27 protein-coding genes are annotated in these 24,227 nt (G+C 67.8%); 24 read left to right on the plus strand and 3 right to left on the minus strand.

Features of this window, described 5'->3' with window-relative positions; all coding sequences use genetic code 11:
* Positions 1 to 117: 117 nt before the first annotated feature.
* The 17 genes from IPL89_14195 (at position 118) to IPL89_14275 (ending at position 14,669) form a co-directional block, all read left to right on the plus strand.
* Positions 118 to 2,334 carry a molybdopterin-dependent oxidoreductase gene (locus IPL89_14195; protein ID MBK9064325.1) on the plus strand — a complete coding sequence of 739 codons (2,217 nt, stop codon included), beginning with the start codon at positions 118 to 120 and terminating at the stop codon, positions 2,332 to 2,334.
* Positions 2,331 to 2,879 (plus strand): 4Fe-4S dicluster domain-containing protein, encoded by a 549-nt coding sequence (locus IPL89_14200; GenBank protein ID MBK9064326.1) that lies wholly within the window; start codon positions 2,331 to 2,333, stop codon positions 2,877 to 2,879. Before IPL89_14195 ends, IPL89_14200 begins: the two co-directional genes overlap by 4 nt.
* A 10-nt stretch (positions 2,880 to 2,889) precedes the next feature.
* Positions 2,890 to 3,861 carry a polysulfide reductase NrfD gene (nrfD, locus tag IPL89_14205; protein MBK9064327.1) on the plus strand — a complete coding sequence of 324 codons (972 nt, stop codon included), beginning with the start codon at positions 2,890 to 2,892 and terminating at the stop codon, positions 3,859 to 3,861.
* Positions 3,862 to 3,875: 14 nt separating this feature from the next.
* Positions 3,876 to 4,388, plus strand: a complete 513-nt coding sequence (locus IPL89_14210) for a YeeE/YedE family protein (protein ID MBK9064328.1) — start codon at positions 3,876 to 3,878, stop codon at positions 4,386 to 4,388.
* Positions 4,385 to 5,563 carry a YeeE/YedE family protein gene (locus IPL89_14215; GenBank protein MBK9064329.1) on the plus strand — a complete coding sequence of 393 codons (1,179 nt, stop codon included), beginning with the start codon at positions 4,385 to 4,387 and terminating at the stop codon, positions 5,561 to 5,563. Before IPL89_14210 ends, IPL89_14215 begins: the two co-directional genes overlap by 4 nt.
* A 49-nt stretch (positions 5,564 to 5,612) precedes the next feature.
* Entirely contained in the window at positions 5,613 to 6,863 is a 1,251-nt protein-coding gene (locus IPL89_14220; GenBank protein MBK9064330.1) for an outer membrane protein transport protein, read from the plus strand.
* A 7-nt stretch (positions 6,864 to 6,870) separates the two neighbouring features.
* Positions 6,871 to 7,821: a hypothetical protein gene (locus IPL89_14225; GenBank protein MBK9064331.1), complete on the plus strand. Its 951-nt coding sequence runs from the start codon at positions 6,871 to 6,873 to the stop codon at positions 7,819 to 7,821.
* Between the two features lie 158 nt (positions 7,822 to 7,979).
* Positions 7,980 to 8,987 carry a methyltransferase domain-containing protein gene (locus IPL89_14230; protein ID MBK9064332.1) on the plus strand — a complete coding sequence of 336 codons (1,008 nt, stop codon included), beginning with the start codon at positions 7,980 to 7,982 and terminating at the stop codon, positions 8,985 to 8,987.
* A gap of 98 nt (positions 8,988 to 9,085) precedes the next feature.
* Positions 9,086 to 9,388, plus strand: a complete 303-nt coding sequence (locus tag IPL89_14235; protein ID MBK9064333.1) for a metalloregulator ArsR/SmtB family transcription factor — start codon at positions 9,086 to 9,088, stop codon at positions 9,386 to 9,388.
* Between the two features lie 51 nt (positions 9,389 to 9,439).
* Positions 9,440 to 10,255, plus strand: coding sequence for an arsenite methyltransferase (locus tag IPL89_14240; protein ID MBK9064334.1), 816 nt, complete (start codon positions 9,440 to 9,442; stop codon positions 10,253 to 10,255).
* 5 nt (positions 10,256 to 10,260) lie between these two features.
* On the plus strand, positions 10,261 to 11,304 hold the full coding sequence (gene arsB / locus IPL89_14245) for an ACR3 family arsenite efflux transporter (protein ID MBK9064335.1): 1,044 nt from the start codon (positions 10,261 to 10,263) through the stop codon (positions 11,302 to 11,304).
* Positions 11,301 to 11,720, plus strand: a complete 420-nt coding sequence (locus IPL89_14250) for an arsenate reductase ArsC (protein ID MBK9064336.1) — start codon at positions 11,301 to 11,303, stop codon at positions 11,718 to 11,720. The genes arsB and IPL89_14250 overlap by 4 nt, the downstream gene beginning before the upstream one ends.
* A complete protein-coding gene (locus tag IPL89_14255) occupies positions 11,717 to 12,787 on the plus strand; it encodes a permease (GenBank protein MBK9064337.1) in 1,071 nt (356 codons plus the stop codon). Before IPL89_14250 ends, IPL89_14255 begins: the two co-directional genes overlap by 4 nt.
* Positions 12,788 to 12,862: 75 nt before the next feature.
* Complete coding sequence (locus IPL89_14260) at positions 12,863 to 13,273, plus strand: helix-turn-helix transcriptional regulator (protein ID MBK9064338.1); 411 nt, start codon at positions 12,863 to 12,865, stop codon at positions 13,271 to 13,273.
* Positions 13,270 to 13,686: a thioredoxin family protein gene (locus IPL89_14265; protein MBK9064339.1), complete on the plus strand. Its 417-nt coding sequence runs from the start codon at positions 13,270 to 13,272 to the stop codon at positions 13,684 to 13,686. The genes IPL89_14260 and IPL89_14265 overlap by 4 nt, the downstream gene beginning before the upstream one ends.
* Complete coding sequence (locus tag IPL89_14270; protein ID MBK9064340.1) at positions 13,686 to 14,390, plus strand: cytochrome c biogenesis protein CcdA; 705 nt, start codon at positions 13,686 to 13,688, stop codon at positions 14,388 to 14,390. The genes IPL89_14265 and IPL89_14270 overlap by 1 nt, the downstream gene beginning before the upstream one ends.
* A gap of 24 nt (positions 14,391 to 14,414) precedes the next feature.
* Positions 14,415 to 14,669 carry a TM0996/MTH895 family glutaredoxin-like protein gene (locus IPL89_14275; GenBank protein ID MBK9064341.1) on the plus strand — a complete coding sequence of 85 codons (255 nt, stop codon included), beginning with the start codon at positions 14,415 to 14,417 and terminating at the stop codon, positions 14,667 to 14,669.
* A 15-nt stretch (positions 14,670 to 14,684) separates the two neighbouring features.
* Here the strand turns inward: IPL89_14275 and IPL89_14280 are convergent, their stop codons facing one another.
* Positions 14,685 to 15,680 carry a LysR family transcriptional regulator gene (locus IPL89_14280; protein ID MBK9064342.1) on the minus strand — a complete coding sequence of 332 codons (996 nt, stop codon included), beginning with the start codon at positions 15,678 to 15,680 and terminating at the stop codon, positions 14,685 to 14,687.
* Positions 15,681 to 15,823: 143 nt separating this feature from the next.
* On the opposite strand from IPL89_14280, the gene IPL89_14285 reads away from it, so the two are divergent.
* Genes IPL89_14285 through IPL89_14310 form a run of 6 tightly spaced genes read left to right on the plus strand, consistent with a single transcriptional unit; the run spans position 15,824 to position 22,281 of the window.
* The gene (locus IPL89_14285; protein ID MBK9064343.1) at positions 15,824 to 17,164 is read left to right on the plus strand and encodes a hypothetical protein; all 1,341 of its coding nucleotides are present in this window, start codon (positions 15,824 to 15,826) and stop codon (positions 17,162 to 17,164) included.
* Between the two features lie 35 nt (positions 17,165 to 17,199).
* Complete coding sequence (locus tag IPL89_14290; protein MBK9064344.1) at positions 17,200 to 17,520, plus strand: hypothetical protein; 321 nt, start codon at positions 17,200 to 17,202, stop codon at positions 17,518 to 17,520.
* A gap of 34 nt (positions 17,521 to 17,554) precedes the next feature.
* Positions 17,555 to 18,463 (plus strand): sulfurtransferase, encoded by a 909-nt coding sequence (locus IPL89_14295; protein ID MBK9064345.1) that lies wholly within the window; start codon positions 17,555 to 17,557, stop codon positions 18,461 to 18,463.
* A gap of 57 nt (positions 18,464 to 18,520) precedes the next feature.
* Positions 18,521 to 20,713, plus strand: coding sequence for a molybdopterin-dependent oxidoreductase (locus IPL89_14300; GenBank protein ID MBK9064346.1), 2,193 nt, complete (start codon positions 18,521 to 18,523; stop codon positions 20,711 to 20,713).
* A 13-nt stretch (positions 20,714 to 20,726) separates the two neighbouring features.
* The gene (locus IPL89_14305) at positions 20,727 to 21,458 is read left to right on the plus strand and encodes a 4Fe-4S dicluster domain-containing protein (GenBank protein ID MBK9064347.1); all 732 of its coding nucleotides are present in this window, start codon (positions 20,727 to 20,729) and stop codon (positions 21,456 to 21,458) included.
* The gene (locus tag IPL89_14310; GenBank protein MBK9064348.1) at positions 21,448 to 22,281 is read left to right on the plus strand and encodes a cytochrome b/b6 domain-containing protein; all 834 of its coding nucleotides are present in this window, start codon (positions 21,448 to 21,450) and stop codon (positions 22,279 to 22,281) included. Before IPL89_14305 ends, IPL89_14310 begins: the two co-directional genes overlap by 11 nt.
* Positions 22,282 to 22,329: 48 nt before the next feature.
* Here IPL89_14310 and IPL89_14315 read toward each other — a convergent pair whose 3' ends face one another.
* Entirely contained in the window at positions 22,330 to 23,070 is a 741-nt protein-coding gene (locus tag IPL89_14315; protein MBK9064349.1) for a sulfite exporter TauE/SafE family protein, read from the minus strand.
* Between the two features lie 293 nt (positions 23,071 to 23,363).
* Between IPL89_14315 and IPL89_14320 the strand changes: the two genes are divergently transcribed.
* Positions 23,364 to 23,741 carry a hypothetical protein gene (locus tag IPL89_14320; protein ID MBK9064350.1) on the plus strand — a complete coding sequence of 126 codons (378 nt, stop codon included), beginning with the start codon at positions 23,364 to 23,366 and terminating at the stop codon, positions 23,739 to 23,741.
* Between the two features lie 234 nt (positions 23,742 to 23,975).
* Here IPL89_14320 and IPL89_14325 read toward each other — a convergent pair whose 3' ends face one another.
* Entirely contained in the window at positions 23,976 to 24,197 is a 222-nt protein-coding gene (locus tag IPL89_14325) for a DUF2892 domain-containing protein (GenBank protein ID MBK9064351.1), read from the minus strand.
* Positions 24,198 to 24,227: the final 30 nt, after the last annotated feature.

Consider the following 24,227-nt stretch of genomic DNA (forward strand, 5'->3'; position numbering starts at 1 on the left):
AGACGTTTCATTTCGCCGCACATTTCCCCCTCATTCGCAGAAATCCCCCTCTTTCCTCTTGGCCCGGTTCTTGTAACGGGGAGTCACAAACGAGCACTTGCTCGTCTGGAGAACCAGATGGCCCAGAGCCGGCGCGAGTTCATCAAGATCGGGGGCGTGGGGGCCGCCGCGGCGGTGGCCGGCACCGGACTCGCCTCCCAGTGGTGGGGCCTCGACCCCGACGTCGTCCACGACCCCGGCACGGACGGCGAGAAGATCGTCCCGACGTTCTGCGAGCTCTGCTTCTGGAAGTGCGGCGTCCTCGCGCACGTGAAGAACGGCCGCGTCACGAAGATCGTGGGCAATCCCGAGCACCCGCTCTCGAACGGACGGCTCTGCCCGCGCGGAACGGGCGGCACGGGCCTCCTCTACGATCCCGACCGGCTGAAGAAGCCGCTCCTGCGCCGCAAGGGCAAGCGGGGCGACCAGACCTTCGAGGAAGTCTCCTGGGAGACGGCGCTCGACTTCACGGCCGAAAAACTCCTGAAGATCCAGAAGGAGTGCGGGCCCGAAAAGGTCGCTCTCTTCTCGCACGGCTTCGGCGGCTCGTTCTTCAAGCACCTTCTCTTCGCCTACGGGTCGGGAAACGTCACGGCGCCGTCCTACGGACAGTGCCGCGGGCCGCGCGAAGTCGGGTTCCAGCTCACGTTCGGGTCGCCCGTCGGGTCGCCCGAGACGCTGGACGTCGCCAACGCCCGCGTGATCACGCTCATCGGCTCGCACCTCGGCGAGAACATGCACAACACGCAGGTGCAGGACTTCGCGGCCGCGATCGCGAAAGGCGCGACGGTCATCGCCGTCGACCCGCGCTTCTCGACGGCCGCCGGCAAGGCCAAGTACTGGCTCCCGATCAAGCCGGGCACCGACATGGCCCTCCTCCTCGCGTGGATGCACGTGATCATCAACGAAGGGCTGTACGACCGCGAGTACGTCGAGACGCATGCGACCGGCTTCGAGGAGCTCAGAAAGCACGTCGCCGACAAGACGCCCGAGTGGGCGTTCACGGAGACGACGATCCGCCCCGAGGTCATCGTCGAGACCGCGCGCGTCATCGCCGGGGCGCGTCCGGCCTCGCTGATCCATCCCGGGCGCCACACGACCTGGTACGGCGACGACGCGCAGCGCAGCCGCGCCGTCGCGATCCTGAACGCGCTCGTCGGAAGCTGGGGCCGCCGGGGCGGAATCTTCGTCCCGTCCTCGATGAAGGTTCCGGCGACCCCGGTACCCGCATACGCCGCGAAGCCGAAGACGGCCCAGGACCACCCGAACGGAGTCGCGTATCCGTTCGCCGACGAGGTCCTGTCGCACGGCGTCTGCGACGCCACGATCCCCGGCCGGATCGGCGGCGACGGATGCCCGATCAAGGCCTGGATCGTCTACGGCACGAACCTCCTCCAGGCGCTTCCGCAGCGCGCGAACGTGCTCGAAGCGATCCAGAAGCTGGATCTCCTCGTCGCGATCGACGTCCTGCCCGCCGAAATCGTCGGGTACGCGGACGTGGTCCTCCCGGAGTGCACGTACCTCGAGCGCTGGGACGACGTTGCGCCCGTGCCGTGGCGGGAGCCGTTCCTCGCGATCCGGCAGCCCGTCGTGCCGCCCCTCTTCGACAGCAAGCCCGGCTGGTGGATCGCCAAGCAGCTCGCGAACCGCATGAATCTCGGGCAGTACTTCCCGTGGGACGACGCGGGCGCCATGGTCGAGGCGCGCCTCGCCGCCGGCGGCTACGACGTCGCCGCGCTCAAGGCGAAGGGTGTCGTGCGCGGCAAGCCCGTGCCGACGACGACCGAGGACGGCCTCGCCCTCTCCTTCGCGACGCCGTCGAAGAAGATCGAGCTCTACTCGAAGCAGATGGAGGCCGCCGGCCTCCCGCCGCTCCCGCCCTACACGCGGCACGAGCAGCCTGCCTCCGGCCAGTTCCGCCTCCTGTTCGGCCGGACGCCCGTCCACACGTTCGGGCGCACGACGAACAACCGGTTCCTCTCCGAGGTCACGAACGACAACGAGGTCTGGCTGAACGCGAAGATCGCGAAGGAACGCGGTCTCGCGAACGGTGAGCGCGTCGTCCTCGTGAACCAGGACGGCGTGCGGTCCACGCCGGCGAAGCTGAAGGCGACGCAGCGCATCCGGCCCGACTGCGTGTTCGTCGTGCACGGGTACGGCCACACGAGCGAGGGGCTGAAGTTCGCGAAGAACCGCGGACTCGACGACTCCGCGCTCGTCACGAAGATCGCCGTCGACCCCGTGGCCGGGAGCACCGGGATGAGCGTCAATTTCGTCTCCGTGGAGAGAGCATGAGCGTCCCGAAAAAGCGCTACGCGATGACCGTAGACACCCGGCTGTGCGTCGGGTGCAAAGCCTGCGTCCTCTCCTGCAAGGCAGAGAACGACGTCCCGGACGGCTTCTGCCGCGACTGGATCGTCGAGGACGTGCGCGGGGAGTTCCCGCTGCTCGCCGCCGAGATCCGGTCCGAGCGCTGCAATCACTGCTCCGACGCCCCGTGCGTGAAGAACTGCCCGACCGGCGCGAGCCACGTGAACGAGGGCGGGGCCGTCCTCGTGACCCACGGCAAGTGCTCGGGCTGCAAGGCGTGCATCGCGGCCTGCCCGTACGACGCGCGTTTCGTGAACCCGAAGGGCTACATCGACAAGTGCACGTTCTGCCTCCACCGCGTGCAGGTGGGCGTCCTCCCCGCGTGCGTCACCGTCTGCCCGACCCGGACGCTCGCCTTCGGCGACCTGAACGACCCCGAGTCGCCGGTCGCGATGAACCTCTCCTCGCGCCGCTGGAAGGTCAACCACCCCGAGAGCGGCGCCCAGCCGAACCTCTACTTCCTGCTGTGAGGGCCTCACGATGACGCCTCAGCTTCTCGAGACCGTCACCACCCGCGCGAACGCGCAGATCGACCCGTCCCTCCACGTCTGGGGCTGGGAGATCACGGTCTACCTCTTCCTCGGCGGGATCGTCGCGGGGATCCTCATTCTCACGGCCGCCCTCGAGCTCGCCTCGGGCACGCGGCCGCTCTCGCGCGGCCTGCGCCTCGCGCCCTTCGCCGCGCTCGCGCTCTTGTCGCTCGGCATGTTCGCGCTGTGGCTCGACCTCGCGCACCGGCTCTGGGCGTGGCGCTTCTACGCGGTCTTCCGCCCGACGTCGCCCATGTCGTGGGGCGCGTGGATTCTGTGGCTCGTCTATCCGGTGGGCCTGGCGTTGGGACTTGGGTCTCTAGGGAGCGATGAGCGGGGAGCCCTTCGAAGGTGGGTGCCGGAAGTCCTCAGAAGCGCATTCGAAGGAACTCTCGCTTTCGCGGACAAGAGGCGCCGGTCGATTCTCATCGCCGCGGTGCTGGTCGGAACGGGCCTCGGCCTCTACACGGGCCTCCTCCTCGGCACGATGCCGTCGCGCCTCGCGTGGAACAGCGCCGTCCTCGGGCCGCTCTTCCTCGCGTCTGGCGTCTCGACGGGCGCCGCGTCCCTTCTTCTCCTCCGCCTCGACGACGCGGAGCGAAAGACGCTCGTGCGCTGGGACGCGATCGCGATCGGCGCCGAGCTCGCCCTGATCGTCCTCCTGCTCCTCGGCTGGGCGACGTCGGGCGAGGCGGGCCGTTTCGCGGCACGGAGCTTCCTCGGCGGACCGTACACCGCCGTCTTCTGGTCCCTCGTCGTCGTGACGGGGCTCCTCGTCCCGCTCGCCATGGAGTTTCTCGAGTCCCGGCGGCACCTGAGGTTCATTGCCCTCGTCCCCGTCCTGATCCTCACGGGCGGTCTCGCTCTCCGCTGGATCCTGCTCGCCGCCGGCCAGGCCTCGGCCTTCCGGCTCCTCCATTGAAAGAGGTGAAGGCCATGTCCGAACGCCCCTTCTGGAATCCCTATGTCGCGGGGGTCGTCCTCGGCCTCGTCCTCCTCGGCTCGTTTCTCGTCATGGGCTTCGGCCTCGGCTCGTCCGGCGCCGTCACCCGCTTCGCGGTCGCGGGCGCTCACCTCGTGGCGCCGAAGGCGGTCGAGACGAACGCGTACTTCTCGCAGTACTACGGGCCTGGCAAGCACGTCCTCGAGGACTGGCTCGTGTTCGAGGTCCTCGGGGTCTTCCTCGGCGGCGCCCTCGGCGCGTACTCGGCCGGGCGCATGAAGCTCGGCATCGACAAGGGCGCGCACACGACCACGGCCCGGCGCCTCGTGCTCGCCGTGCTCGGCGGCGTCGCGATGGGTTTCGCGGCGCGCCTCGCGCGCGGCTGCACCTCGGGCCAGGCGCTCACGGGCGGCGCGGCCCTTTCGCTCGGCTCGTGGGTCTTCATGATGGCGGTTTTCACCGGCGGCTACCTCGTCGCCCCGCTCGTGAGGAGGGAATGGCGATGACGTTCCCGCTCTACCCCCACGGCCTCTTCGGGACCTACACCGGGCTCCTCGTCGGGACGCTCGTCGGCGTCGCATTCGGGTTCGTGCTCGAGCGCGCCGGGTTCGGGCGCGCGCGGAACCTCGCGGCCCAGTTCTACCTGACGGACCTGCGCGTCCTGAAGGTCATGTTCAGCGCGATCGTCACGGCCCTCGTCGGGATGACGGTGCTCGCGGGCGTCGGCGTCCTCGACCTCTCCCTGATCACCGTGCCCGAGACGTTCCTGTGGCCGCAGCTCGTCGGCGGCCTCCTCCTCGGCGCCGGCTTCATCGTGTCGGGCTACTGCCCCGGAACGGGCGTCGTCGCGATCGCATCGGGCAATCTCGACGGCGTCTTCGCGATCGGCGGCGTCATGATCGGCTCGCTCGCGTTCGGCGTCGGGTACGGCCCCCTCGAGAGCTTCTACAAGAGCGGGGCGATGGGCGCCGTGCGGATCGACGCGCTGCTCGGCGTGCCCGCCGCGGTCGTCGCGGCTGCCGTCGTCGCGATGGCGGTCGGGGCGTTCCTCGGAGGCGAGAAGCTCGAGGCGATCTTCGCGCCGCGGCAGGGCGAGCTCGTTCCGGCCTCGCCCGCGGGCGTGAAGATGCGCGTGTTCTCGGGCTTCGCGGTCGTCGCCGCGCTCGCGCTTTTCGCCCTTGCGCTCCCGGCGCGGCACACGGTTGCGGCGTCAAAGGCGGTCCGGCCGATCACCGCGGCCGACCTCGGCCGGGAGCTCGTCGCTTCCCCGGACTCCTGGTGGGTCGTGGATCTGCGCCCGGATTCGGAAGCCGGCAAGGGCCGGCTGCCCGGCGCGATGGTCGTCTCGGAAAAGGAAGTCGCCTCCGCGGCGGGCCTCGCGGCGACACGTTCTCTCGTCGTTTATTCGCAGGGCGACCTCGAGGCCCCGCCCGCGGCGGTCCTGAAGTTCGCGGGCGAGGTCTTCCTCTTGAAGGGCGGCTACGACGCCTGGAAGGCCGACGTCCTCACGGCGCCGAGGCCCCCCGAGAACCCCACGGCCGCGCAGATCTCCGACTTCCGGACCCGCGCGGCCCTCAACGCGTACTTCACCGGCGCCGCCACCGTGGCGGCGCCCACGCTCACCGCGCCGCGCCCCATGGCGGCGCCGGTCACCGCCCCGAAAAAGGGCGGAGGCTGCTGATTCCATCGCGGGCCTCACGGCCCGCCTTTTTTTCGAGAGGAGTGCCCAGATGAAGACCCGGATCGGCATCGCGCTCGTCGCGCTGCTCGCCCTCGCCGCCGCCCCCGCGCTCGCGACGGACGGCTACTTCCAGCTCGGCTACGGCACCCAGCAGAATGGCATGGCCGGTGCGGGCGTCGCCCTGTCCCTCAACACGATGTCTCCGGCGACGAACCCGGCGGCCAACGCGTGGGTGACGGGCTACGACCTGAACGTCGCCGTCTTCAACCCGAACCGCCAGTTCACGGTCACGGGCTCGCCGTCCGGCTACCCGGGCACGTTCGGCCTGGCGCCTGGCGAGGTGAAGAGCGGCAACTCGTGGTTCGTCGTGCCGGGGATCGGCGCGAACTGGAAGCTGAACGACGCGATGACGCTCGGCGTCGCGATCTACGGCAACGGCGGGATGAACACGGCGTACGACGCGTCGGTCTTCTACGCGGGGCGTACGGGCGTGGACCTCATGCAGCTCTTCGTGGCGCCGACGTTCACGTACAAGGTCGCGAAGGACCACGCGTTCGGCGTGAGCCCGATCCTCGCCTGGCAGCGCTTCCAGGCCGAGGGCGTCGGGAGCTTCGCTCCGTACTCGTCCTCGCCCGGAAACCTCTCGAACAACGCCCACAATTCCGCCCTGGGCTGGGGAGTGCGCGTCGGGTACATGGGCAAGCTCGCGCCCTGGCTCTCGATCGGCGGCTCGTACCAGACCAAGATGACGATGGCGGAGTTCGACAGCTACGCGGGCCTCTTCGCCGAGCAGGGCGGCTTCGACATCCCCTCGAACTGGACGGTGGGCGTCGCGCTCAAGCCCACCGAGTGCTTCACGATCGCCTTCGACGTCCAGCAGATCTATTACAGCGAAACCAAGTCGATCGGAAACACGCTTCTCCCGAACCTCATGACGGCGCGGCTCGGAGACGACGGCGGAGCGGGCTTCGGCTGGAAGGACGTCACGGTCTACAAGGCCGGCCTCCAGTACGCCGTGACCCCGACGTTCACGATCCGCGCGGGCTACGCCTGGGCGGAGCAGCCCATTCCCGCGTCCGAAGTCCTCTTCAACATCCTGGCCCCCGGCGTCATCGAGCAGCACATCACCGCGGGCATCAGCGCCAGCGTCTCCGAGAAATCCAAGCTGCACTTCTCCGTCGTCCGGGCGCTCGAGCATTCCGTCACCGGCCCGAACCCCCTCGAGGTTCCCGGCAAGCAGACGATCGAGCTGAAGATGGATCAGTGGATCTTCGACCTCGGCGTGTCGTTCGGGTTCTGAGGCTCGCGTGACGCGCTCGCTCGCATCCTTCGCCCTCGCCGCCCTTCTCGCGCTGCCCGCGTCCGCGGCGGGCGTCGAGAAGGCCCAGGGCGTTTACGTGACGCTCCTCTCGGGCCTCAAGGCGGACGTCGGTGAGACGTCTGCAAAGGCGGAGTCGGCGCTCAAGGGCGCCGGCTTTGCCGTTCTCGCGAGCTTCGACAACGGCGTCCCACCGGGCTGCAAGGCGGCGGCGCGGACGATCGTCATCGCCTCCGAGCCGTGGGCCGCCGAGGTGATCTCGGGTGGCGGCGACAAGGCCTTCGGCCTTCCGATGCGCGTCGCAGTGTTTTCCGACGCGTCGGGCGTCAGCGTCTCCGTCGTAAACCCCGTTTCTCTTCTCAGGACGTTCTATGGCTCCGATGTGAAGGACGCGGCGGCCCTGAAGGCCGTCGAGGCCGTCGCGGCCGCGCTCGCTCCGCTCGGGACGGTCTCGCCGAAGCAGGCCGGCCAGATGCGCGACAGCGGGGCGATCGGCGGGATGGGCGGAGGCGCGTTCCCGGACAAGGTCGTCCCGATCCTCGCGCCGGGCAAGGCGCCCGCGGAGGTGGCCGAGGCGATCAGAGCCGGCGTCGCCGACGCGGCCGGCTGGCACACCGTTTACGCCTACAAGGCCTCGGACGACGTGTTCGTCGTCGGTCTCACGAACGCGAAGACGGAAGGCCGCGCGTTCGGAATCGCGGGAGAGAAGCGGGCGACGCAGGCCAACCCGTTCCCGGGCCTCGACCACGCGGCGGCGTTCCCGATCGAGGTCGTCGTCACGAAGAAGGGCGCCGGCAGCTCCGTCACGCTCCTCAAGGAGATGTGGCGGATGAAGCTCTACTTCGAAGACGCCGGAAACTGGGCGTTCATGAAGAACATGCAGATGCCCGGCGACATCCAGAACGAGATCGAGGCGGCCGTCCGCAAGGCCGTGCCCTGATACGAGAGACCCCAGACGCGAGTGGAACAACCGCTGAAATCCACGCACCTTCTCGGAATGACGCTGCTGCCGTGACGAAGAAGTGCCTCGATTGCCACGACAAGGAGGCCGCGCGGCTGACGGAGCGCCTGCGCCAGTCCACTCTTGGGTACTTCGACATGCTCACCATCTACATCGGCCAGAAGCTGGGCCTGTACGAGGCCCTCGCCGCGGCCGGCCCGCTCACCTCGGCCGAACTGGCCTCGCGGACCGATACCCACCCGCGGTACGTGCGCGAATGGCTGGAACAGCAGGCGGTCGGCGGGCTGCTCGCCGTCGACGATCCCGAGGCGCCGCACGAGAGCCGGCACTACCGGCTACCCGCGGGCCATGGCCGCGTGCTCGTCGAGCGTGACGACCCGAGCTGGCAAGGCACGCGCCCGCACAGCCTGCTCCCGTTGGCCCGTCAGATGCCCGCGCTGCTGGACGCGTTTCGACGGGGCGGCGGCCTCTCGCCTGTCGACCACGATGACGACTCGCGGATGGCCCAAGCTTCGCTCGGCCGGGTCGCGTATTTGTCGTCGATGGGCGACTGGATCGCGGCTCTGCCGGACGTAGATGCCCGACTGCGACGCGAGCCACCGGCACGGGTTGCCGATCTCGGTTGCGGGGCCGGCTGGTCCGCCATCGCCCTCGCCAGCCACTACCCGCTGGTTCACGTGGACGGTTTTGACATCGATGCCGAAAGCGTCGCGATGGCCCGGGAGAACGCCAGCGCCTCGGGAATGGCGGATCGCGTGCGGTTCGAGGCCTGCGATGCGGGCGATCCCGCCCTGGCGGGTAACTACGCCCTCGCTGTCGTCTTCGAGGCGCTCCACGACATGCCGCGGCCGGTCGATGCTCTTCGCACCCTGCGCCGGCTCGCGGGCGAGACCGGGGCCGTGCTCGTGGTGGACGAGAAGGTGGACGCGCTCTTCACGGCGCCGGGCAGCGACGTCGAGCGCTTCACGTATGGCTGGAGCGTCCTGTCTTGCCTGGCCTCGGGCATGACGGGCCCGGACCCTGCCGGAACCGGCGCCGTGATGCGCCCGGAGACGCTACGCGGCTACGCCACGTCCGCCGGGTTCAACAGGTTGGAAATCGTGCCCGTGCTTCACGACAGCTGGACTTTCTATCGGCTCCGCTGAGGCCGCCCTCGTCGAGGGCGCACGTTCGCGGCCTTTGATCTTGACATATAAAGATTTATTGATATATTCGAGTCGTGGCAGCTCTCCTCCCGGCCCGCATGCTCGAGCGCCCCGCCGACCTGACGCGGCTCGCGTCGCTCTTCCATGCCCTGTCGGACGAGACTCGCCTCCGGATCGTGGGAAGGCTCCTGGGCGGCGAGCAGTGCGTCTGCAACCTCACGGACGCGCTCGACGCGGGCCAGTCCCGCCTCTCGTTCCACCTGAAGGCGCTGAAGGATGCCGGCCTCGTCTCCGACCGGCGGGAGGGGCGCTGGGTGCATTACTCGCTGAACCCGGACGTTCTTCAGGAGATCAAGAACTTCGTCGGATCCGTGCGGGAAGGCGCCGCGCGCTGCTGCTGAGAATTTCGTGTGACGGATACATCAAGAATCATTGATGAGAAGGGGGACCCCATGGCGGAAACGAGCATCAAGGACGTGGTCAAGGAGAAGTACGGAGAAGCCGCCCGGCGGGCCGTGGCCGGGGAGACGTCGTGCTGCGCGCCGACGTGCTGTGGCGGGGAGAAGGACCCGATCACGTCGAACCTCTATTCGCTCTCTGAGACCGCGGGCCTCCCGGAGCTGGCCGTCTCCGCGTCGCTCGGGTGCGGCAACCCGACGGCGCTCGCGCAGCTGAGCGAGGGCGACACGGTTCTCGATCTCGGTTCGGGCGGAGGCATCGACGTCCTCCTGTCGGCGCGGCGCGTCGGCCCCACCGGGAAGGTCTACGGCCTCGACATGACGGACGACATGCTCGCCCTCGCGCGCGAGAACCAGCGCAAGGCGGGCGTCACGAACGTGGAGTTCCTCAAGGGCGAGCTCGAGAGCATCCCGCTCCCGGACGCGAGCATCGACGTCATCATCTCGAACTGCGTCGTGAATCTCTCCTCCGACAAGGACCGCGCGCTCGCCGAGGCGTTCCGGGTCCTGAAGCCGGGCGGGCGTTTCGCGGTGTCCGACGTCGTCGTGCGCGGCGAGGTCCCGGGAGACGTGCGGAAGAGCGTCGAGCTCTGGATCGGCTGCCTCGCGGGCGCTCTCGAGGAGAGGGAATTTGAGGCGAAGCTGAAGAAGGCGGGCTTCACGGGCGTCGAGATCGTCCCGACGCGCCTCTACACGATCGAGGACGCGCGCGACTTCCTCTCGGCCGCGGGGATCGACGCGGACGCGATGGCGCCCCAGGTGGACGGGAAGTTCATGAGCGCGTTCGTCCGGGCAACGAAGCCGGCGTAGGTCCGATGACCGACGGCATCGCGAGGAAGCTCTCCTTCCTCGACCGCTGGCTCACCTTCTGGATCTTCGCCGCGATGGCGGCGGGAGTGGCCATCGGCTCGTTCGTTCCGGGGGTCGAGGGATTCATCAACTCGTTCCAGGTGGGCACGACGAACATCCCGATCGCACTCGGGCTCATCCTGATGATGTACCCCGCCTTCGCCAAGGTGAGGTACGAGGAGATGGGCGACGTCTTCCGGGACCGGAAGATCGTCGGGCTCTCTCTTCTCCAGAACTGGGTGATCGGCCCGATTCTGATGTTCTTCCTCGCCATCGTGTTTCTGCGCGACCACCCCGACTACATGGTCGGGCTCATCCTGATCGGCCTCGCCCGCTGCATCGCGATGGTCATCGTGTGGAACGAGCTCGCGAAGGGCGACACCGAGTACGCCGCGGGGCTCGTGGCCTTCAACAGCGTCTTCCAGGTGCTGTTCTACAGCGTCTACGCGTGGTTCTTCATCACGGTGCTCCCTCCCGTGTTCGGTCTCGAAGGAAGCCTCGTGAAGGTCGGCATGAGAGAGATCGCGAAGAGCGTCTTCATCTACCTGGGGATCCCCTTTCTCGCCGGCGCAATCACCCGGTTCGTCGGCGTGAAGCTGAAAGGAAGGGAGTGGTACCACCGGGAGTTCGTCCCCAGGATCAGCCCGGTGACGCTGGTGGCTCTCCTCTTCACGATCGTGGTGATGTTCAGCCTGAAGGGGAAGCTCATCGTCTCGATCCCGATGGACGTCGTCCGGATCGCGATCCCGCTCCTCGTCTACTTCGTCGTGATGTTCCTCGTCTCGTTCTTCATGGGAAAGCGGGCCGGAGCCGGCTACAGCAAGACGACGACCCTGGCCTTCACCGCGGCCAGCAACAACTTCGAGCTGGCGATCGCCGTCGCCGTCGCGGTCTTCGGGATCAACTCCGGGGCCGCCTTCGCGGCGGTCATCGGGCCGCTCGTCGAGGTGCCGGTGATGATCGGCCTCGTGAACGTGGCGTTCTGGTTCCAGCGGCGGTACTTCGCATGAGCAAGCCTCGTGTCCTGATCCTCTGCACGGGCAATTCCTGCCGGTCGCAGATGGGCGAGGGCTGGGTCCGCCACGACCTCGGCGACCGCGTCGAGGTCCATTCCGCCGGAACGCGGCCGTCCACCGTGCATCCGCTCGCGATCCGCGTCATGGCCGAGGCGGGCGTCGACATCTCGCCCTACCGCAGCAAGTCCGTCGAGGCGCTGAAGGGCGTCGCGTTCGACCTCGTCGTCACGGTCTGCGACTCCGCGCGCGAGGCATGTCCGATCCTGCCGGGCGCGCGGAAGATGCTCCACGAGACCTTCGAAGATCCTGCCCTGGCAGGTGACGGCGAGGACGCCCTGCCCGTGTTCCGGCGCGTGCGCGACGAAATCCGCGCCCGGCTCGTTCCTCTCGTCGCGGCGGAGTTGAAATGAGCGAGGCCCTCTCCCTTCCCAGCTACAAGCAAGAAGCGCCGGCGGCTGGCCTGCGGCCCAGGACCGTCCTTCTCCATCTCTTGGCTCTCGCCGCCTGGGTGGGCGCCTATGTCGTGAACGGGGACGTCTCGCGGTTCGTCACGACCCGTCTCCTCGGCCTCACGCCCGGGACGCATCTCGGCGCGGCGGTGGAGTTCTTCGTCTTCGAGGTGCCGAAGGTCCTTCTCCTCCTCACGCTCGTCGTCTTCGTCGTAGGCATCGTGAGGAGCTTCTTCACGCCGGAGAGGACGCGGACGCTTCTGGCCGGGCGGCGGGAGACCGCCGGGAACGCTCTCGCGTCGCTCCTCGGCGTCGTCACGCCGTTCTGCTCGTGCTCGGCGGTCCCGATGTTCATCGGCTTCGTGACGGCCGGCGTGCCGCTCGGCGTGACGTTCTCGTTCCTCGTGGCAGCGCCCATGGTCAACGAAATCGCGCTCGCGCTCCTCTTCGGTCTCTTCGGCTGGAAGGTCGCGGGGCTCTACCTCGGCACCGGCCTCCTGATCGCCTTCGCCTCCGGCTGGGTCATCGGCAGGCTGAAGCTCGAGGGGTGGGTGGAGCCCTGGGTCTACAAGACCCGCGGCTTCGTGGGAGAAACGGCGGGAGAGAAGCCCGGCTGGGAGCAGCGCCTCGCGATCGGACGCGGGGAAGTCCGCGAGATCGTCGGGAAGGTCTGGCTCTATGTCATCGCCGGGATCGCCGTCGGCGCGGGAATCCACGGCTGGGTGCCCGAGAACTTCATGGCGTCGATCATGGGCAAGGGCGCTTGGTGGTCCGTGCCGCTCGCCGTCCTGATCGGGATTCCGATGTACTCGAACGCCGCGGGAATCCTCCCGGTCGTGCAGGCCCTCCTGGGCAAGGGGGCAGCGCTCGGCACTGTTCTCGCGTTCATGATGTCGGTCATCGCTCTGTCGCTCCCGGAGATGGTCATCCTCCGGAAGGTCCTCACGCCGCGCCTCATCGCGGTCTTCGTTGGCGTCGTCGGAACGGGAATCCTCCTCGTCGGGTACCTCTTCAACGCACTTCTCTGAGATTGCCGCCCGCCTGATGCAGGCGCCTCATGTTCGGGGGAGCCGGGCGCCCGATACATTTCGGCTTGTGCCGAAATGACGAAGTCCGGCCTCTCCGCCACGACCGCCGCCGCCAAGGCTCTCGCGCACCCGGCGCGGCTGCGGGTTCTCGCGATGCTCTCCGGCGGGCCTCTCTGCGTCTGCCAGATGACCGCCGTTCTCGGCTTCGCTCCGTCCACGGTCTCCGAGCACCTCAGGGAGCTGAAGCGGGCGGGCCTCCTGGTCGAGGAGAAGAACGGCAAGTTCGTCTTGTACCGGCTCGCCCCGTCGCCTGACGCGGCACGGTGGAGGCAACTCGTGCGCCGCGGTCTGGACGGCGATCCCGTCGCCCTGGCCGACGCCGTCCTCGTGGCCCGGCTTCGCCGGATTCCCGTCGAGGAGTTCGCCGCAACGGGCGGCCGGATTCCGCCGCCTCGAAAAGCTCGTCCAGGAGGATCACCCCGATGACGCTCCGCCTGTCCGCATTGATCGTCGCCGTCGCGCTTTCGGCCGGGGCTTCGGCGAGTTCTCCCGCAGCCACGCCCGCGTCCGAAGCCCGGATCCCGGCTCTTTCCCCGGACGAGCTCGACTCCGCCCTGAAGGCCGGGGTCCCGCTCATCGTCGAGTTCGGCGGAGAGACGTGCATCCCGTGCATGAAGATGCAGCCGGTCCTGCAGAGTCTCCAGGCGCGTCTCGGCAAACGCGCGCGCGTCTCCAACTTCTGGATCCAGCCGAACCCGGACGTCGCCCGGCGACACCAGATCATGGTGATACCGACGCAGATCATCTTCGACTCCAAGGGGCGCGAGATCTTCCGGCACATGGGCTACTTCGCGCAGCCCGATTTCGAGAAAGCCCTGAAGGAGAAGGGACTCCTCTGATGGAGAACCTGCTGGCCGGCCTCGCCGCGCAGGCTGCCGCCGCGCCGGCCCCGGTCATGCTCGCCCTCGTGTTTCTCGGGGGCGTGCTCTCGTCCGCGAGCCCCTGCGTCCTCGCGGCGGTCCCTCTCGTCGTCGCGACGGTCGGCGGCGCCGGAACGACCAAGGCGCGCGCCGCGGCGCTCACGGCAGCGTTCGCGACAGGTCTCGCGGTGTGCTTCACGGCGCTCGGTGCGGTGGCGGCTCTTTCGGGGCGCCTGCTCGGCGACGTCGGCGTGGTCTGGCCCCTGCTGCTGTCGGCCGTCCTCGCGGTCATGGGCCTTCACCTCGCGGGCGTCGTCCAGCTCCCGATGCCGCACGTCGACGCGTCCCGGCTCGGCAAGGCCGGGATCGCGGGCGCGTTCGGGCTCGGCGCCCTCACGGGAACGCTGTCGTCCCCGTGCGCGACGCCGATCCTCGTCGTCATCCTCTCCCTCGTCGCGTTCGAGCAGAAGGTTCTATGGGGAACGACGCTGCTCCTGGCGTATTCAGCCGGTCACGTGGTCCTGCTGCTCGCGGCGGGTGTCGCGACCGGGTTCGTGACGGCCTTCGTCGGGAGTCGCGCCGCCGTTTGGGCCGGGCGGCTGCAGCGGGCCTTCGGGTGGGTCCTCGTCATTCTCGGCGTCGGAGTGGGCGCCACGGCGCTTCGCCGCGTGCTCGCAGCCTGAGACTTCGGAGACAAGGAGAACGTCATGGAAAACATCGTGCGCAGGAAGATCGAGATCCTCGGCCCGGGGTGCGCCCGCTGCAAGGAGACGTACCGCGTCGTGCGGCAGGTGGTCGAGACGGATCAGCTGAACGTCGACGTCGAGAAGGTCGAGTCGATCGAGCGGATGGTCGAGCTGGGGCTCATGGCGACACCAGGGGTCGTGATCGACGGTAAGGTCGTCGTGTACGGCCGCATTCCGAAGGTCGACGAGATCCGCAAGCTCCTCGCGGACGCCTGACGCTTTTGGCCGCGCCTACCGAACCGGGAAGTTGTTCCTCGTCGTGCGCGCGGATGGCGCGGCGGCCACGGCGGGTTCGAGCCAGTCGCGATTGGCGAACAGCTCGTCCGGGATGAGCACGTCGAAGTGGTTGAAGAGCGCGGTGACGAAGTGCGAGGAGGCTTCGTCGAGCGCGACGGGGCGCTCGAGCACGAGCGCGCGCTGGCGGGAATGGTGAAAGCCCGGAATCTTGTGAGCGACGAGCCTGCCGGCCGCGAGGTGATCCCGCAGCACGTCCCGCGAGAGGAACGAGATCCCCTCGCCGTCCAGGATCGCCTGGATGATCAGGTGCAGGTCGTCGTGGACGATGACCTGCCGGAACTCTCTGAGGTCGTGCCCGACCGCGTGCAGGTTGCTCTCGAGCAGCATCCTCGAGCAGCAGCCCTCGCGGCGGACGAAGAACGGTACGTCCAGGAGCGCCTCGATCGGCGTGTCGTGCGGCGGGAGGTCGAGGGCCGGAGCGCTGGCGAAGACCACCTCGTCCCCGGGCAAGGGAAACGAGGCGAGAGGGGAAAGGTCGAAGGCCTCGCAGAGCTCCATGACGGCGAGGTCGAACGAGCGGGCCGTGATGCCCTGCAGGATCTGCTCGGGGCTGTTGAAGACGAACTTGAGGTCCGCCGAGTCCGGGCAGGCCAGCATGAAGTCCTTGAGGACGCTCGGGAGGTGCGCGATCCCGAAGGACGGCGTGCAGGAGAACGCGATCTTGGACTTACCGCCGAGGACGCGGAGCCCGGACATCAGGTTCTGCTCGACGCCGAGAAGGGTCTGGGCAGCCTCGAAGACGAGCTTGCCGGCCGGAGTGGGCCGGAGCGCCCGGCCGGACCGGTCGATGAGCTCGCAGCCGTACTGCTCCTCGAGCATCTTGATGCGGCGTGACACTCCGGGCTGGGTCAGGTTCAGGTTTTCAGCAGCTCGCGAAAACGTTCCGGCCTTGACGACCTCGACGAACGTCTTCAGGTAGGACGACTCCACCGGCATCACCTCGGGCGGGCTCCATGACGAGTCGTTATGGGGCCCATGCGGCCTCCGCAGTGTACCTGAGACGGGCGAGGCCCTAGGTTGTGGTTGTCACCCTCGGGTCGACGTTTACCAGCTTTAAACCTTCAGGAGGTTGCATGAAATTCACAAGGGTCCGGGCACGTGCCGTGCTCGCCACGGCTGCAATTGCGGCCGCATTCGCCGTCGCGCTGCCGGCCGTCGCCGTCGACCCGACCTTCGACATCTCGGTCAAGGGTCAGATCTTCTCGGAGACCACGGACTACGGGACCGGCGTGGATCGATCGGGTTCGCGCACCGACATCCACTTTCAGCGCCTGCGGCTCTCCATCACCGGAATGCTGGACGAGACCTACGGTTTCAAGTTCCAGACGTGCGGCGCGTGCGGGACGACGAAGCAGGGCTCTCTCGGTTATGCGGTGACGCTGCAGGACGTCGACTGGAACGACCGCGACGTGCGCATCATCGACGGGTACGCGATCGCCAACTACTACGACAGTCTCAACTTCAAGATCGGCCTGACGAAGATTCCTCTCACGCGCGCGAACCTGGACGATTGCTTCTCCGCGCTGTCGCAGGATCGCTCGATGTTCGTGTACAGCGCGTACGGCACCTCACCCGCGAAGTTCAGCCGCGACCTGGGTGCGGTCGTTTGGGGCTCCTTCCTCGATGAAAAGCTGCGCTACTACGCCGCCCTCTTCCAGGGGCGTGAGGGGATCGTGAAGACCACGCACCCCTTCAGCGGCGCCACGGTGACCTCTTCTCCCGAGCCCGAAAACTCCTTCGAATGGGTCGGCCGGGCCCACTACGCGTTTCTCGATGCCGAGCCTGGATCGGCGTATGAGGGCACTTATTTCGGCGACCTGAAGGTCCTCACGCTTGGCGCCGGCGTCGCCTATGAGCCGAACGCCGTCTACCGGAACGTGACCAGCGCGGGAGTCGTCCAGAACCTGGACACCGTCGATTACACCGCTTTCGCAGCCGACCTCCTCTTCGAGTACCCGACCAAGGCCGGCGTTTTCACGGTCGCGGCGCAATACCTCAAGACCGACTTCGACGACGCCGTCAAGACGAACTTCAACCCTGGCGACCGCCTCGTGAGCATCGCCGGGCTGAACGGGCAGAAGAACGGCGGGTACGTGAAGGGCGCCTACATCCTGCCGCTCAAGGTCGGAAAGAAGGGACTCCTCCAGCCCTACGTTATCGGCGAGAGCTGGAAGTTCGCGCATCTCCTTGGCATCGACGACCAGAAGATCACCCAGTACGGCGGTGGCCTCAACTACTACATCCAGCGGGAAAACGTGCGCCTGACGTTCGAGTACCTCCAGACGGAGTTCGACAAGGAGACCGGCTTCATCGGCGGCCGCGTCGACCCCGTCACCTTCGCTCCCATCGACAAGCTCAAGTCCTTCGGCACGTTCCGGCTCATGGTCCAGATCCAGGTCGGAACCTTCCTCTAAACGCTCGACAAACGACAACCGAGGAGAGACATCTCATGTTGAAGAAAATGACCATCACGCTTTTCGTGGCCGTGGCGCTCGTCGCCGCCGCCACCGTCTTCGCGGCCCCCGCGACGAACGGCAAGATTCTTTCGATCGACGGCGCCTCCGTGAAGATCGCGATCGATGGTGAGAAGCCCTCCTGGATCCGGGAGGGAGCGCCCGTGAAGTTCACGGAAGGCGTCGGCAAGATCCTCGAGGTCTCCGCCGAGGGCGTTACTCCGGTCGTCATCACCGTCAAGACGAAGAAAGCTGCCGAGTTGAAGGCCGGCCAGGCCATTTCCTTCGAAAAGGGCAAGTCGTCGGCGGGCTGCTGAGTTCGGAGATTTTCTGAGAAAGGAAGAGTGCCCCGTGAATTCGAAGCGAATTGTCATTCCGGTTCTTCTCGTCGGGCTGCTCACACTGTGGGCGGCTCCCGCTTTCGCGGCGGCCGCGGCCGAGGGGCTTCCGCCGGTCGTTTCGCCTTCCGTCCTTGCCGATCGTCTTGCGGCCGCGCCGGGCAGCGTCGCGCTGCTCGACGCGCGTCCCGCGATCAAGGCATACCTCGCCGGCCACATCGCGGGCGCCCAGACCGTCAACGTCGACAGCTTCAGGTCGACGGCCGGCGGCGTACCGGGCGCGCTCTTTCCGATGGAGACGATCCACTTCGTCGTCCACCGTCTGGGAGTCACGTCCGACACGCCCGTCGTCGTTTACGCTGAGGAAAGCGACATCGACGCCACGTTCGTCGCCTCGGTCTTGCGTATCGCCGGCCTCAAGCAGGTCTCGATTCTCGACGGCGGCTTCGAGCGCTGGACGGCCGAAAAGCGTCCCGTGACTCCGGCGCGCAAGCCTGTGGCGGCCTCGACGGAGACGTTCGTGCCCCGGCCGGCCGACCTCGTCACGCTCGACGACGTGAAGAAGGCGGTCGAGGCGAAAAACGTCGTCTTTCTCGACGCGCGCCCGGCAGAGGCCTTCAACGCGGGCCACATCCCTGGTGCGAAGTCGCGGTTCTGGAAGAAGGACATCGTCCCGGAGGGCCAGCCGAACGCAGGCTCTTTCCGCCCCGAGGCCGACGTGAAGGCCGAGCTCGAGAGCGCGGGCGTGACCGCAACGACACCCGTCATCGTCTATTGCAGCACCGGGCATCAGGCCTCGGAGCTCTTCTACACGCTCCGCCACCGCCTCGGCTATTCCAACGTGCGCCTCTACAACGGCTCCTGGCTCGAGTGGTCGATCACTCCCGGGCTGCCGAAGGAGGTAACGCCGCCTCCTGCCTGACGCCTGTTTCGATCCGATGCGGGCGGCGCGACGAGGAAACGTCACATGAAGAACGACATCACCCGAAGACGTTTCCTCGGAACCGCCGCCACGCTGGGCGCGGGGGCCGTCGCGGTCCCCGCCGTCGCGAGTCCAACCGTCCACCCGCCAGGCTGGAGCGGGACGGCCCGAGTCGAGAAGATCGCGACGACGTGCGAGATGTGCTTCTGGCGGTGCGGGGTCCTCGCATCGGTCGAAGGAGGCAAGGTCGTGAGGGTCGAGGGAAATCCCGATCACCCCCAGAACCAGGGACGCCTGTGCGCCCGCGGGAACGCGGGGACCGGACTGCTCCATGACCCCGACCGGTTGAAGACCCCGTTGCTTCGAGTTGGAGAACGCGGCGAAGGTCGCTTCAAGCCCGTGAGCTGGGACGAGGCTCTCGACTTTCTCGCCGGCCGCCTCGTGAAGCTCCGCGACGAGCACGGGCCGGAGAGCGTCGCCTTCTTCCCGCACGGCAACGGTGCGCGCTTCTTCGCCACGTTGATGCGTGCCTACGGCACCCCGAACAGCGCCGAGCCGTCCTTCGCCCAGTGCCGCGGTCCGCGGGAGGTGGGCTACTCGCTCACGTTCGGGCAGGGCCTCGGCTCCCCCGAGCCGGTCGATCTCGAAGAGGCGCGGCTCGTCGTCCTCATCGGGAGCCATCTGGGCGAGAACGTGTTCACGTCCCAGATCACGGCGTTCGCGACGGGCCTCGCGCGCGGCGCGAAGCTCATCGCGGTCGATCCGCGCTTCTCGCTCGCCGCCTCGAAGGCCGACTGGTGGCTGCCGATCCGGCCGGGCACCGACATCGCGCTTCTTCTCGCGTGGATGAACGTCCTGATCGCCGAGGATCTCTGCGACAAGGAGTACCTCAAGACGTACGCCTCGGGGTTCGACCGTCTTGCGAACCACGTCCGGGAGTTCACGCCGGAGTGGGCCGAGGCGATCACGGAGATCCCCGCCGCGAAAATCCGCGAGACGGCGCGAGCGATGGGCAAGGCGAAGCCGGCCGTCGCCGTGCACCCCGGGAGGCACGTCACCTGGTACGGCGACGACACGCAGCGGGCGCGGGCGATGGCCATCCTGACGGCTCTCCTCGGGAGCTGGGGACGCAAGGGCGGCATCTTCCTCCCCACGCCGATTCCGCGCGGGAGCTTCGACCTCCCGGACTTCCCGGAGCCGAAGCGAGGACGGGCAGACGGCGCCGGTAAGCGCTTCCCTCTCGCCATCGAGGAGCTGGGAGTCACGAACGGCCTGATCGACGCGACCCTTTCGGGCGATCCCTACCCGATCAAGGCGTGGATCGTCTACGGGCAGAACATGCTCGAGAGCATCCCGCAGCCGGCCCGGACGGTCGAAGCGATCGGGAAGCTGGACCTGATGGTCGTCGTCGACGTGCTGCCCGTCGAGCAGATCAAGTACGCGGATCTCGTGCTGCCCGAGGCCACGTATCTCGAGCGCTACGACCCACCGACGATCGTGGAGTCCGCCAAGAGGCCGTTCATCGCGGTGCGCTCGCCGGCGTGCGAGCCCCTCTACGAGTCGAAACCGGGATGGTGGATCGCAAAGGAGCTGGCGAAGAGGCTGAAGCTGGAGGCGTTCTTCCCTTGGGACACGCCCGAGCAGCACCTCGAGAAGATTCTCAAGCCGACCGGGTTCGGCGCGCGGGAGCTCCTGAACCGCGGGGCGGTGGCCTTTCCGGGCAAGCCGTACCTCGAGGATCGCGCTCCGGTCGACCGCACGTTCGACACCGCGAGCGGGAAGATCGAGCTCTACTCGGAGGCTCTCGCGAAGATCGGCGCGGATCCGCTGCCGCGCTACACGCCGCCCGTCGAACCGCCAAAGGGGTTCTTCCGGCTCATCTACGGGCGCGCGCCGGTGCATTCCTTCGCGCGGAGCCAGAACAACGAAGCGCTCGACGCCCTGATGTCCGAGAACGAGGTCTGGCTGGCGACGAGCGTCGCCCGCGACTGGGGAGTGACCGAGGGCCAGCGCATCGTTCTCGAGAACGTCGAGGGCGTGAAGAGCAGCCCGGTCCGGGTCAAGGTCACGGAGGGCATTCGGAGCGATTGCGCCTACCTCGTCCACGGCTTCGGCCAGCAGTCGCGAGCCCTGAGGCGCGCCTTCGGTCGCGGCGCCTCCGACAACTCGCTGATGAGCCGGGTGAGCGTCGATCCGTTGACCGGCGGAACCGGGATGCGCGTGAACTTCGTGCGCGCCGCCCGGGCTTGAAGGGAGAGGACGAGTGGCCAGATACGCGATGGTGACGGACCTGCGCAAGTGCGTGGCCTGCCAGGCCTGCACGGTCGCGTGCAGCGCCGAGTGGGCCGTGCCCGCCGGGCATGCGCGGACGCACGTCCGGACGACGCCTCTCGCCGGCAGCTTCCCGAACCTGACCTCCAGCCCTGTCGTGGGCCAATGCAACCAGTGCGATCACCCTCCCTGCGTCGAGCCCTGCCCCTCGGGCGCGACGTATCAGGACGCCGGCGGCATCGTCCGCGTGGACACGGACGTCTGCATCGGTTGCGGCTTCTGCGTCGACGCCTGCCCCTACGAGGCGAGATTCATCAACCCGCGCACGAAGAAGGTCGACAAGTGCGACTTCTGCAGGCCGCGCATCGAGCGCGGTGAGGTGCCCGCGTGCGTCGCGACCTGCACGGCCCACGCGAAGTACTTTGGAGACCTCGAGGATCGCAACAGCGAGGTGTCCCGGCTCGTGTTCCGGGACGGGGCGCGCCGGATGGAGACCCGGACGGTCGCCGTCGGCCCGAACGTCTTCTATCTCGGGCGGCCGGAGCACCTCGACCTGGTCCTGAGCAGTTACCCGCCCCGGCCCCCTCGACTTCTCACCGCCGGCGCGGCGTGGACGAGGCTCCTGAAGCCGCTCGTGCTCGCCATGGTTGGGATGACGTTTGCGGGCCAGGCCGTGGCGTTCTTCACGCAGCTCCACAAGGGGGAGGGCGACTTTGAGGAGTGACGCCATTCCGCTCGCGCCGGTGCCGCTCACGGCCGACGAGGCCGAGACGATGCTCCAGCGCCAGATCAAGAAGCATCACGTCGCCATCATTCTCCTGCACTGGTTCAACGCGGCGACGTGGATCCTCGAAGTCGCGACCGGCGCCGCGCTCATCTCGTCGCGCCTCTTCCGCGTCGCCCCGGACTGGTACCTCGCGATCGTCAACGGGCTGTTCGGCACGCGGGGCAACCTTCTGCGCTTTCACGTCGCGCTCGGCCTCGTCTGGATCGGCGTCTTCCTCGTCTACGGAATCTTCGGCTTCCGCACGTATCTTCGCGGCGAGGTCCTGAAGAAGGAGATCGCCCTCGATCGCGACGACGTGCGCTGGCTCGTCGTCCGTGCGCTCCGGATCCTCGGACGCAGCGACGAAGCGCTCCCCCTCCAGGGGGTCTACAACGCCGGACAGAAGCTCTTCTCGATGGTGGTCTACGCGATGCTGCCGGTCGTGATGGTCACCGGCGTGATCATGGCCTTCAGGCTGTTCTCGCCGTGGGTCGTGGGCTGGGCGGTAGTTCTCCACTTCGGCGCCGTTGGGGCGGTCGTGGCCGGGCTCGTCATTCATGTGTACATGGGAGCGGTTTTCCCGGAAGAGAAGCCCGCCTTCTTCTCGATGTTCACCGGATCGGTAAACGAGCTCTTCGCCTACAACCATCACTTCAAGTGGTGGAGGGAGATGAAGACGGAGCAGCTGGCCTGGGATCGGCAGCGCGAGCCGGCGGCGGAGATCGCCAGACCGGAGACGCCTGCGGGAGGCGAGGGCGACGCGCAGGAACCCTCGACCTGACGAAGCTGTACGCGCAAGGCGGTGCGCTGAAGAGGCCTTCGCCGGGCTTCAACGCGTGAAGATCAGCTTCGCGCCGGCGATCAGGAGGACGAGCGCCAGGCTGCGCCGGATCGCGACGGGCGGGAAGCGGCGACTGCCGAGATACGAGCCCAACGTCCCGCCGATCACAGCGGCGGCTGCAAGGACAATGGCGAACGAAGGGACGTTCCGTGCGCCCCCGAGGTTTCCGAGCAGCCCGGCCACGGAATTGACGAGGATGAAGAGAGCGGACACGGCCGCCGCGGACCTGGCGCGCGCCCACCGTTTGAAGAGAAGCAGGGGCGTGAGGAAGATGCCGCCGCCCGTCCCCGTGAGACCCGCCAGCAGCCCGAGCCCGGCGCCGATCGGGAGGGCGACGAGAGGGCGCGGCTCCTCGGCGACCACGTCGGGCGCCGACCCGGAGAAAAGGAAGCGGAAGGCCGAGAACAGCAGGACGACTCCGACGAGCACCTTGAAGGCGTGAGCGGGCAGGTCGACCCAGCCGCCGACGAAGGCCATGGGAACGGAAAGCGCGGCGAAGGGCCAGAACAGCCGCCACGAGAAGTGCCCCGCCCGCCAGAACTGCCACGTGGCGATGCTCGCGACGAGCACGTTGAGGACGAGCGCCGTGGGCTTGATCTCGGCGGGGGCGAGACTGAAGAGGGACATGACGGCGATGTAGCCGGAGGCGCCGGCGTGCCCGACGGACGAATAGAGAAACGCCACGACGAGAACGGCAGCCGTGAGGAAGACGAGTGTTTCAGTCGACATTCGTGCGCATGGCCCAGCGTGCCGCAACGATACCGTGCTTTTCGGAATGGCTTCCTGATGAGGCGCGTCGAGAAGCGGGTTGCAGTTCTCATGCACGAGTTGCAGTCCGGCGGACGAGCCTGCGTCGGTGATGGGGCGGCCTCCATCGAGAAAACACTCTATCCATTCATGTTCATGCGGCTCCCTTCGTCTGCCTCGCCCGGTTCCTCCCACTGGCACAGGACGTGAAACGAGAAGGCACGTCCGGGAAGCCCAAAGGGCAGGCCGGCATGAGACGAAAGGAGACCACGACAATGCGAAGTACCTTCACGAAGACCGCATCTCTCCTCGCGGGCGCGCTCTTCCTCGCCGGAACGCTGACGCTGCCGGCGGACGCGCAGCAGGGTCCGGGGAACGGCCCGGGCGACGGCACCGGCAATCAGGGCGTCGGCCCGAAGGACGGCACCGGCTACGGCGCGCCCGGCAGCGGCGCGACGCCGGGCGCCAAGGCGGGCCAGCCCCAGAACGGCAAGATGGGGAAGGGCCCCGGCGACGGCTCCGGCAACAACGGGAGCGGGCCCAGGGACGGCACCGGCTTCGGGGCCGGCTCGGGCAAGGGCTCGGGCACCTGCACGGGAAGCGGCCCGCAGGGCGGCCGCGGCTCGGGTGCCCGGCAGGGTGGGCGGAGCTGATCTTCCGGGGCGGCCCCGCGACTGCGGGGCCGCTTCTCCGGGTGCGCTCGAAGGTTCAGCCTCGGCGGCGGCTGAACAAGCGCTCGAGGAGGGGCTTCGGCGGCGGGCACGTGCAGCGCTTGTCGCGCGGAACGCCCGCAAGCGCTTCCTCGACGTGCCGGCCGCAACCGGCATACGTCGGCTTCCCGCACCGGGAACAGGTCACTCGATGACACATGGCCAGTCCCCGGCGGTTTATCGCGCGGCCGGCCCGGAGGGTTTCGCCGGGCACGTGCTCAGACCGAAGATGGAATAGAGCGGACAGTTGCCCACGAGTCCGGTCAAGAGGAGCGGGATGCCGACGAAGCCCCAGCTCGTCTTCGGTCCGACCACCGTCAGCGAGAGCATCACGATGCCCGCGACGATCCTCAGGATGCGGTCCGCGGTACCTTCGTTGGTCTTGAAGAACTCTTTCATGGTGACTCCTTATGGCCGCTGTGGATTCGG

This window comes from Acidobacteriota bacterium, from assembly GCA_016716715.1.
In the GTDB taxonomy this organism is placed as follows: Bacteria; Acidobacteriota; Thermoanaerobaculia; order UBA5066; family UBA5066; genus Fen-183.

What these genes read in the sequence shown, in the direction of transcription:
- IPL89_14270 (MBK9064340.1), top strand. Translation starts at nt 13,686, where the DNA reads ATGGAGAACCTGCTGGCCGGCCTCGCCGCGCAGGCTGCCGCCGCGCCG.
- arsB (MBK9064335.1), top strand. Translation starts at nt 10,261, where the DNA reads ATGACCGACGGCATCGCGAGGAAGCTCTCCTTCCTCGACCGCTGGCTC.
- IPL89_14200 (MBK9064326.1), top strand. Translation starts at nt 2,331, where the DNA reads ATGAGCGTCCCGAAAAAGCGCTACGCGATGACCGTAGACACCCGGCTG.
- IPL89_14195 (MBK9064325.1), top strand. Translation starts at nt 118, where the DNA reads ATGGCCCAGAGCCGGCGCGAGTTCATCAAGATCGGGGGCGTGGGGGCC.
- IPL89_14320 (MBK9064350.1), top strand. Translation starts at nt 23,364, where the DNA reads ATGCGAAGTACCTTCACGAAGACCGCATCTCTCCTCGCGGGCGCGCTC.
- nrfD (MBK9064327.1), top strand. Translation starts at nt 2,890, where the DNA reads ATGACGCCTCAGCTTCTCGAGACCGTCACCACCCGCGCGAACGCGCAG.
- IPL89_14220 (MBK9064330.1), top strand. Translation starts at nt 5,613, where the DNA reads ATGAAGACCCGGATCGGCATCGCGCTCGTCGCGCTGCTCGCCCTCGCC.
- IPL89_14325 (MBK9064351.1), bottom strand. Translation starts at nt 24,197, where the DNA reads ATGAAAGAGTTCTTCAAGACCAACGAAGGTACCGCGGACCGCATCCTG.
- IPL89_14215 (MBK9064329.1), top strand. Translation starts at nt 4,385, where the DNA reads ATGACGTTCCCGCTCTACCCCCACGGCCTCTTCGGGACCTACACCGGG.
- IPL89_14255 (MBK9064337.1), top strand. Translation starts at nt 11,717, where the DNA reads ATGAGCGAGGCCCTCTCCCTTCCCAGCTACAAGCAAGAAGCGCCGGCG.
- IPL89_14230 (MBK9064332.1), top strand. Translation starts at nt 7,980, where the DNA reads ATGCTCACCATCTACATCGGCCAGAAGCTGGGCCTGTACGAGGCCCTC.
- IPL89_14250 (MBK9064336.1), top strand. Translation starts at nt 11,301, where the DNA reads ATGAGCAAGCCTCGTGTCCTGATCCTCTGCACGGGCAATTCCTGCCGG.
- IPL89_14210 (MBK9064328.1), top strand. Translation starts at nt 3,876, where the DNA reads ATGTCCGAACGCCCCTTCTGGAATCCCTATGTCGCGGGGGTCGTCCTC.
- IPL89_14315 (MBK9064349.1), bottom strand. Translation starts at nt 23,070, where the DNA reads ATGTCGACTGAAACACTCGTCTTCCTCACGGCTGCCGTTCTCGTCGTG.
- IPL89_14265 (MBK9064339.1), top strand. Translation starts at nt 13,270, where the DNA reads ATGACGCTCCGCCTGTCCGCATTGATCGTCGCCGTCGCGCTTTCGGCC.
- IPL89_14260 (MBK9064338.1), top strand. Translation starts at nt 12,863, where the DNA reads ATGACGAAGTCCGGCCTCTCCGCCACGACCGCCGCCGCCAAGGCTCTC.
- IPL89_14275 (MBK9064341.1), top strand. Translation starts at nt 14,415, where the DNA reads ATGGAAAACATCGTGCGCAGGAAGATCGAGATCCTCGGCCCGGGGTGC.
- IPL89_14235 (MBK9064333.1), top strand. Translation starts at nt 9,086, where the DNA reads ATGCTCGAGCGCCCCGCCGACCTGACGCGGCTCGCGTCGCTCTTCCAT.
- IPL89_14285 (MBK9064343.1), top strand. Translation starts at nt 15,824, where the DNA reads ATGAAATTCACAAGGGTCCGGGCACGTGCCGTGCTCGCCACGGCTGCA.
- IPL89_14240 (MBK9064334.1), top strand. Translation starts at nt 9,440, where the DNA reads ATGGCGGAAACGAGCATCAAGGACGTGGTCAAGGAGAAGTACGGAGAA.
- IPL89_14290 (MBK9064344.1), top strand. Translation starts at nt 17,200, where the DNA reads ATGTTGAAGAAAATGACCATCACGCTTTTCGTGGCCGTGGCGCTCGTC.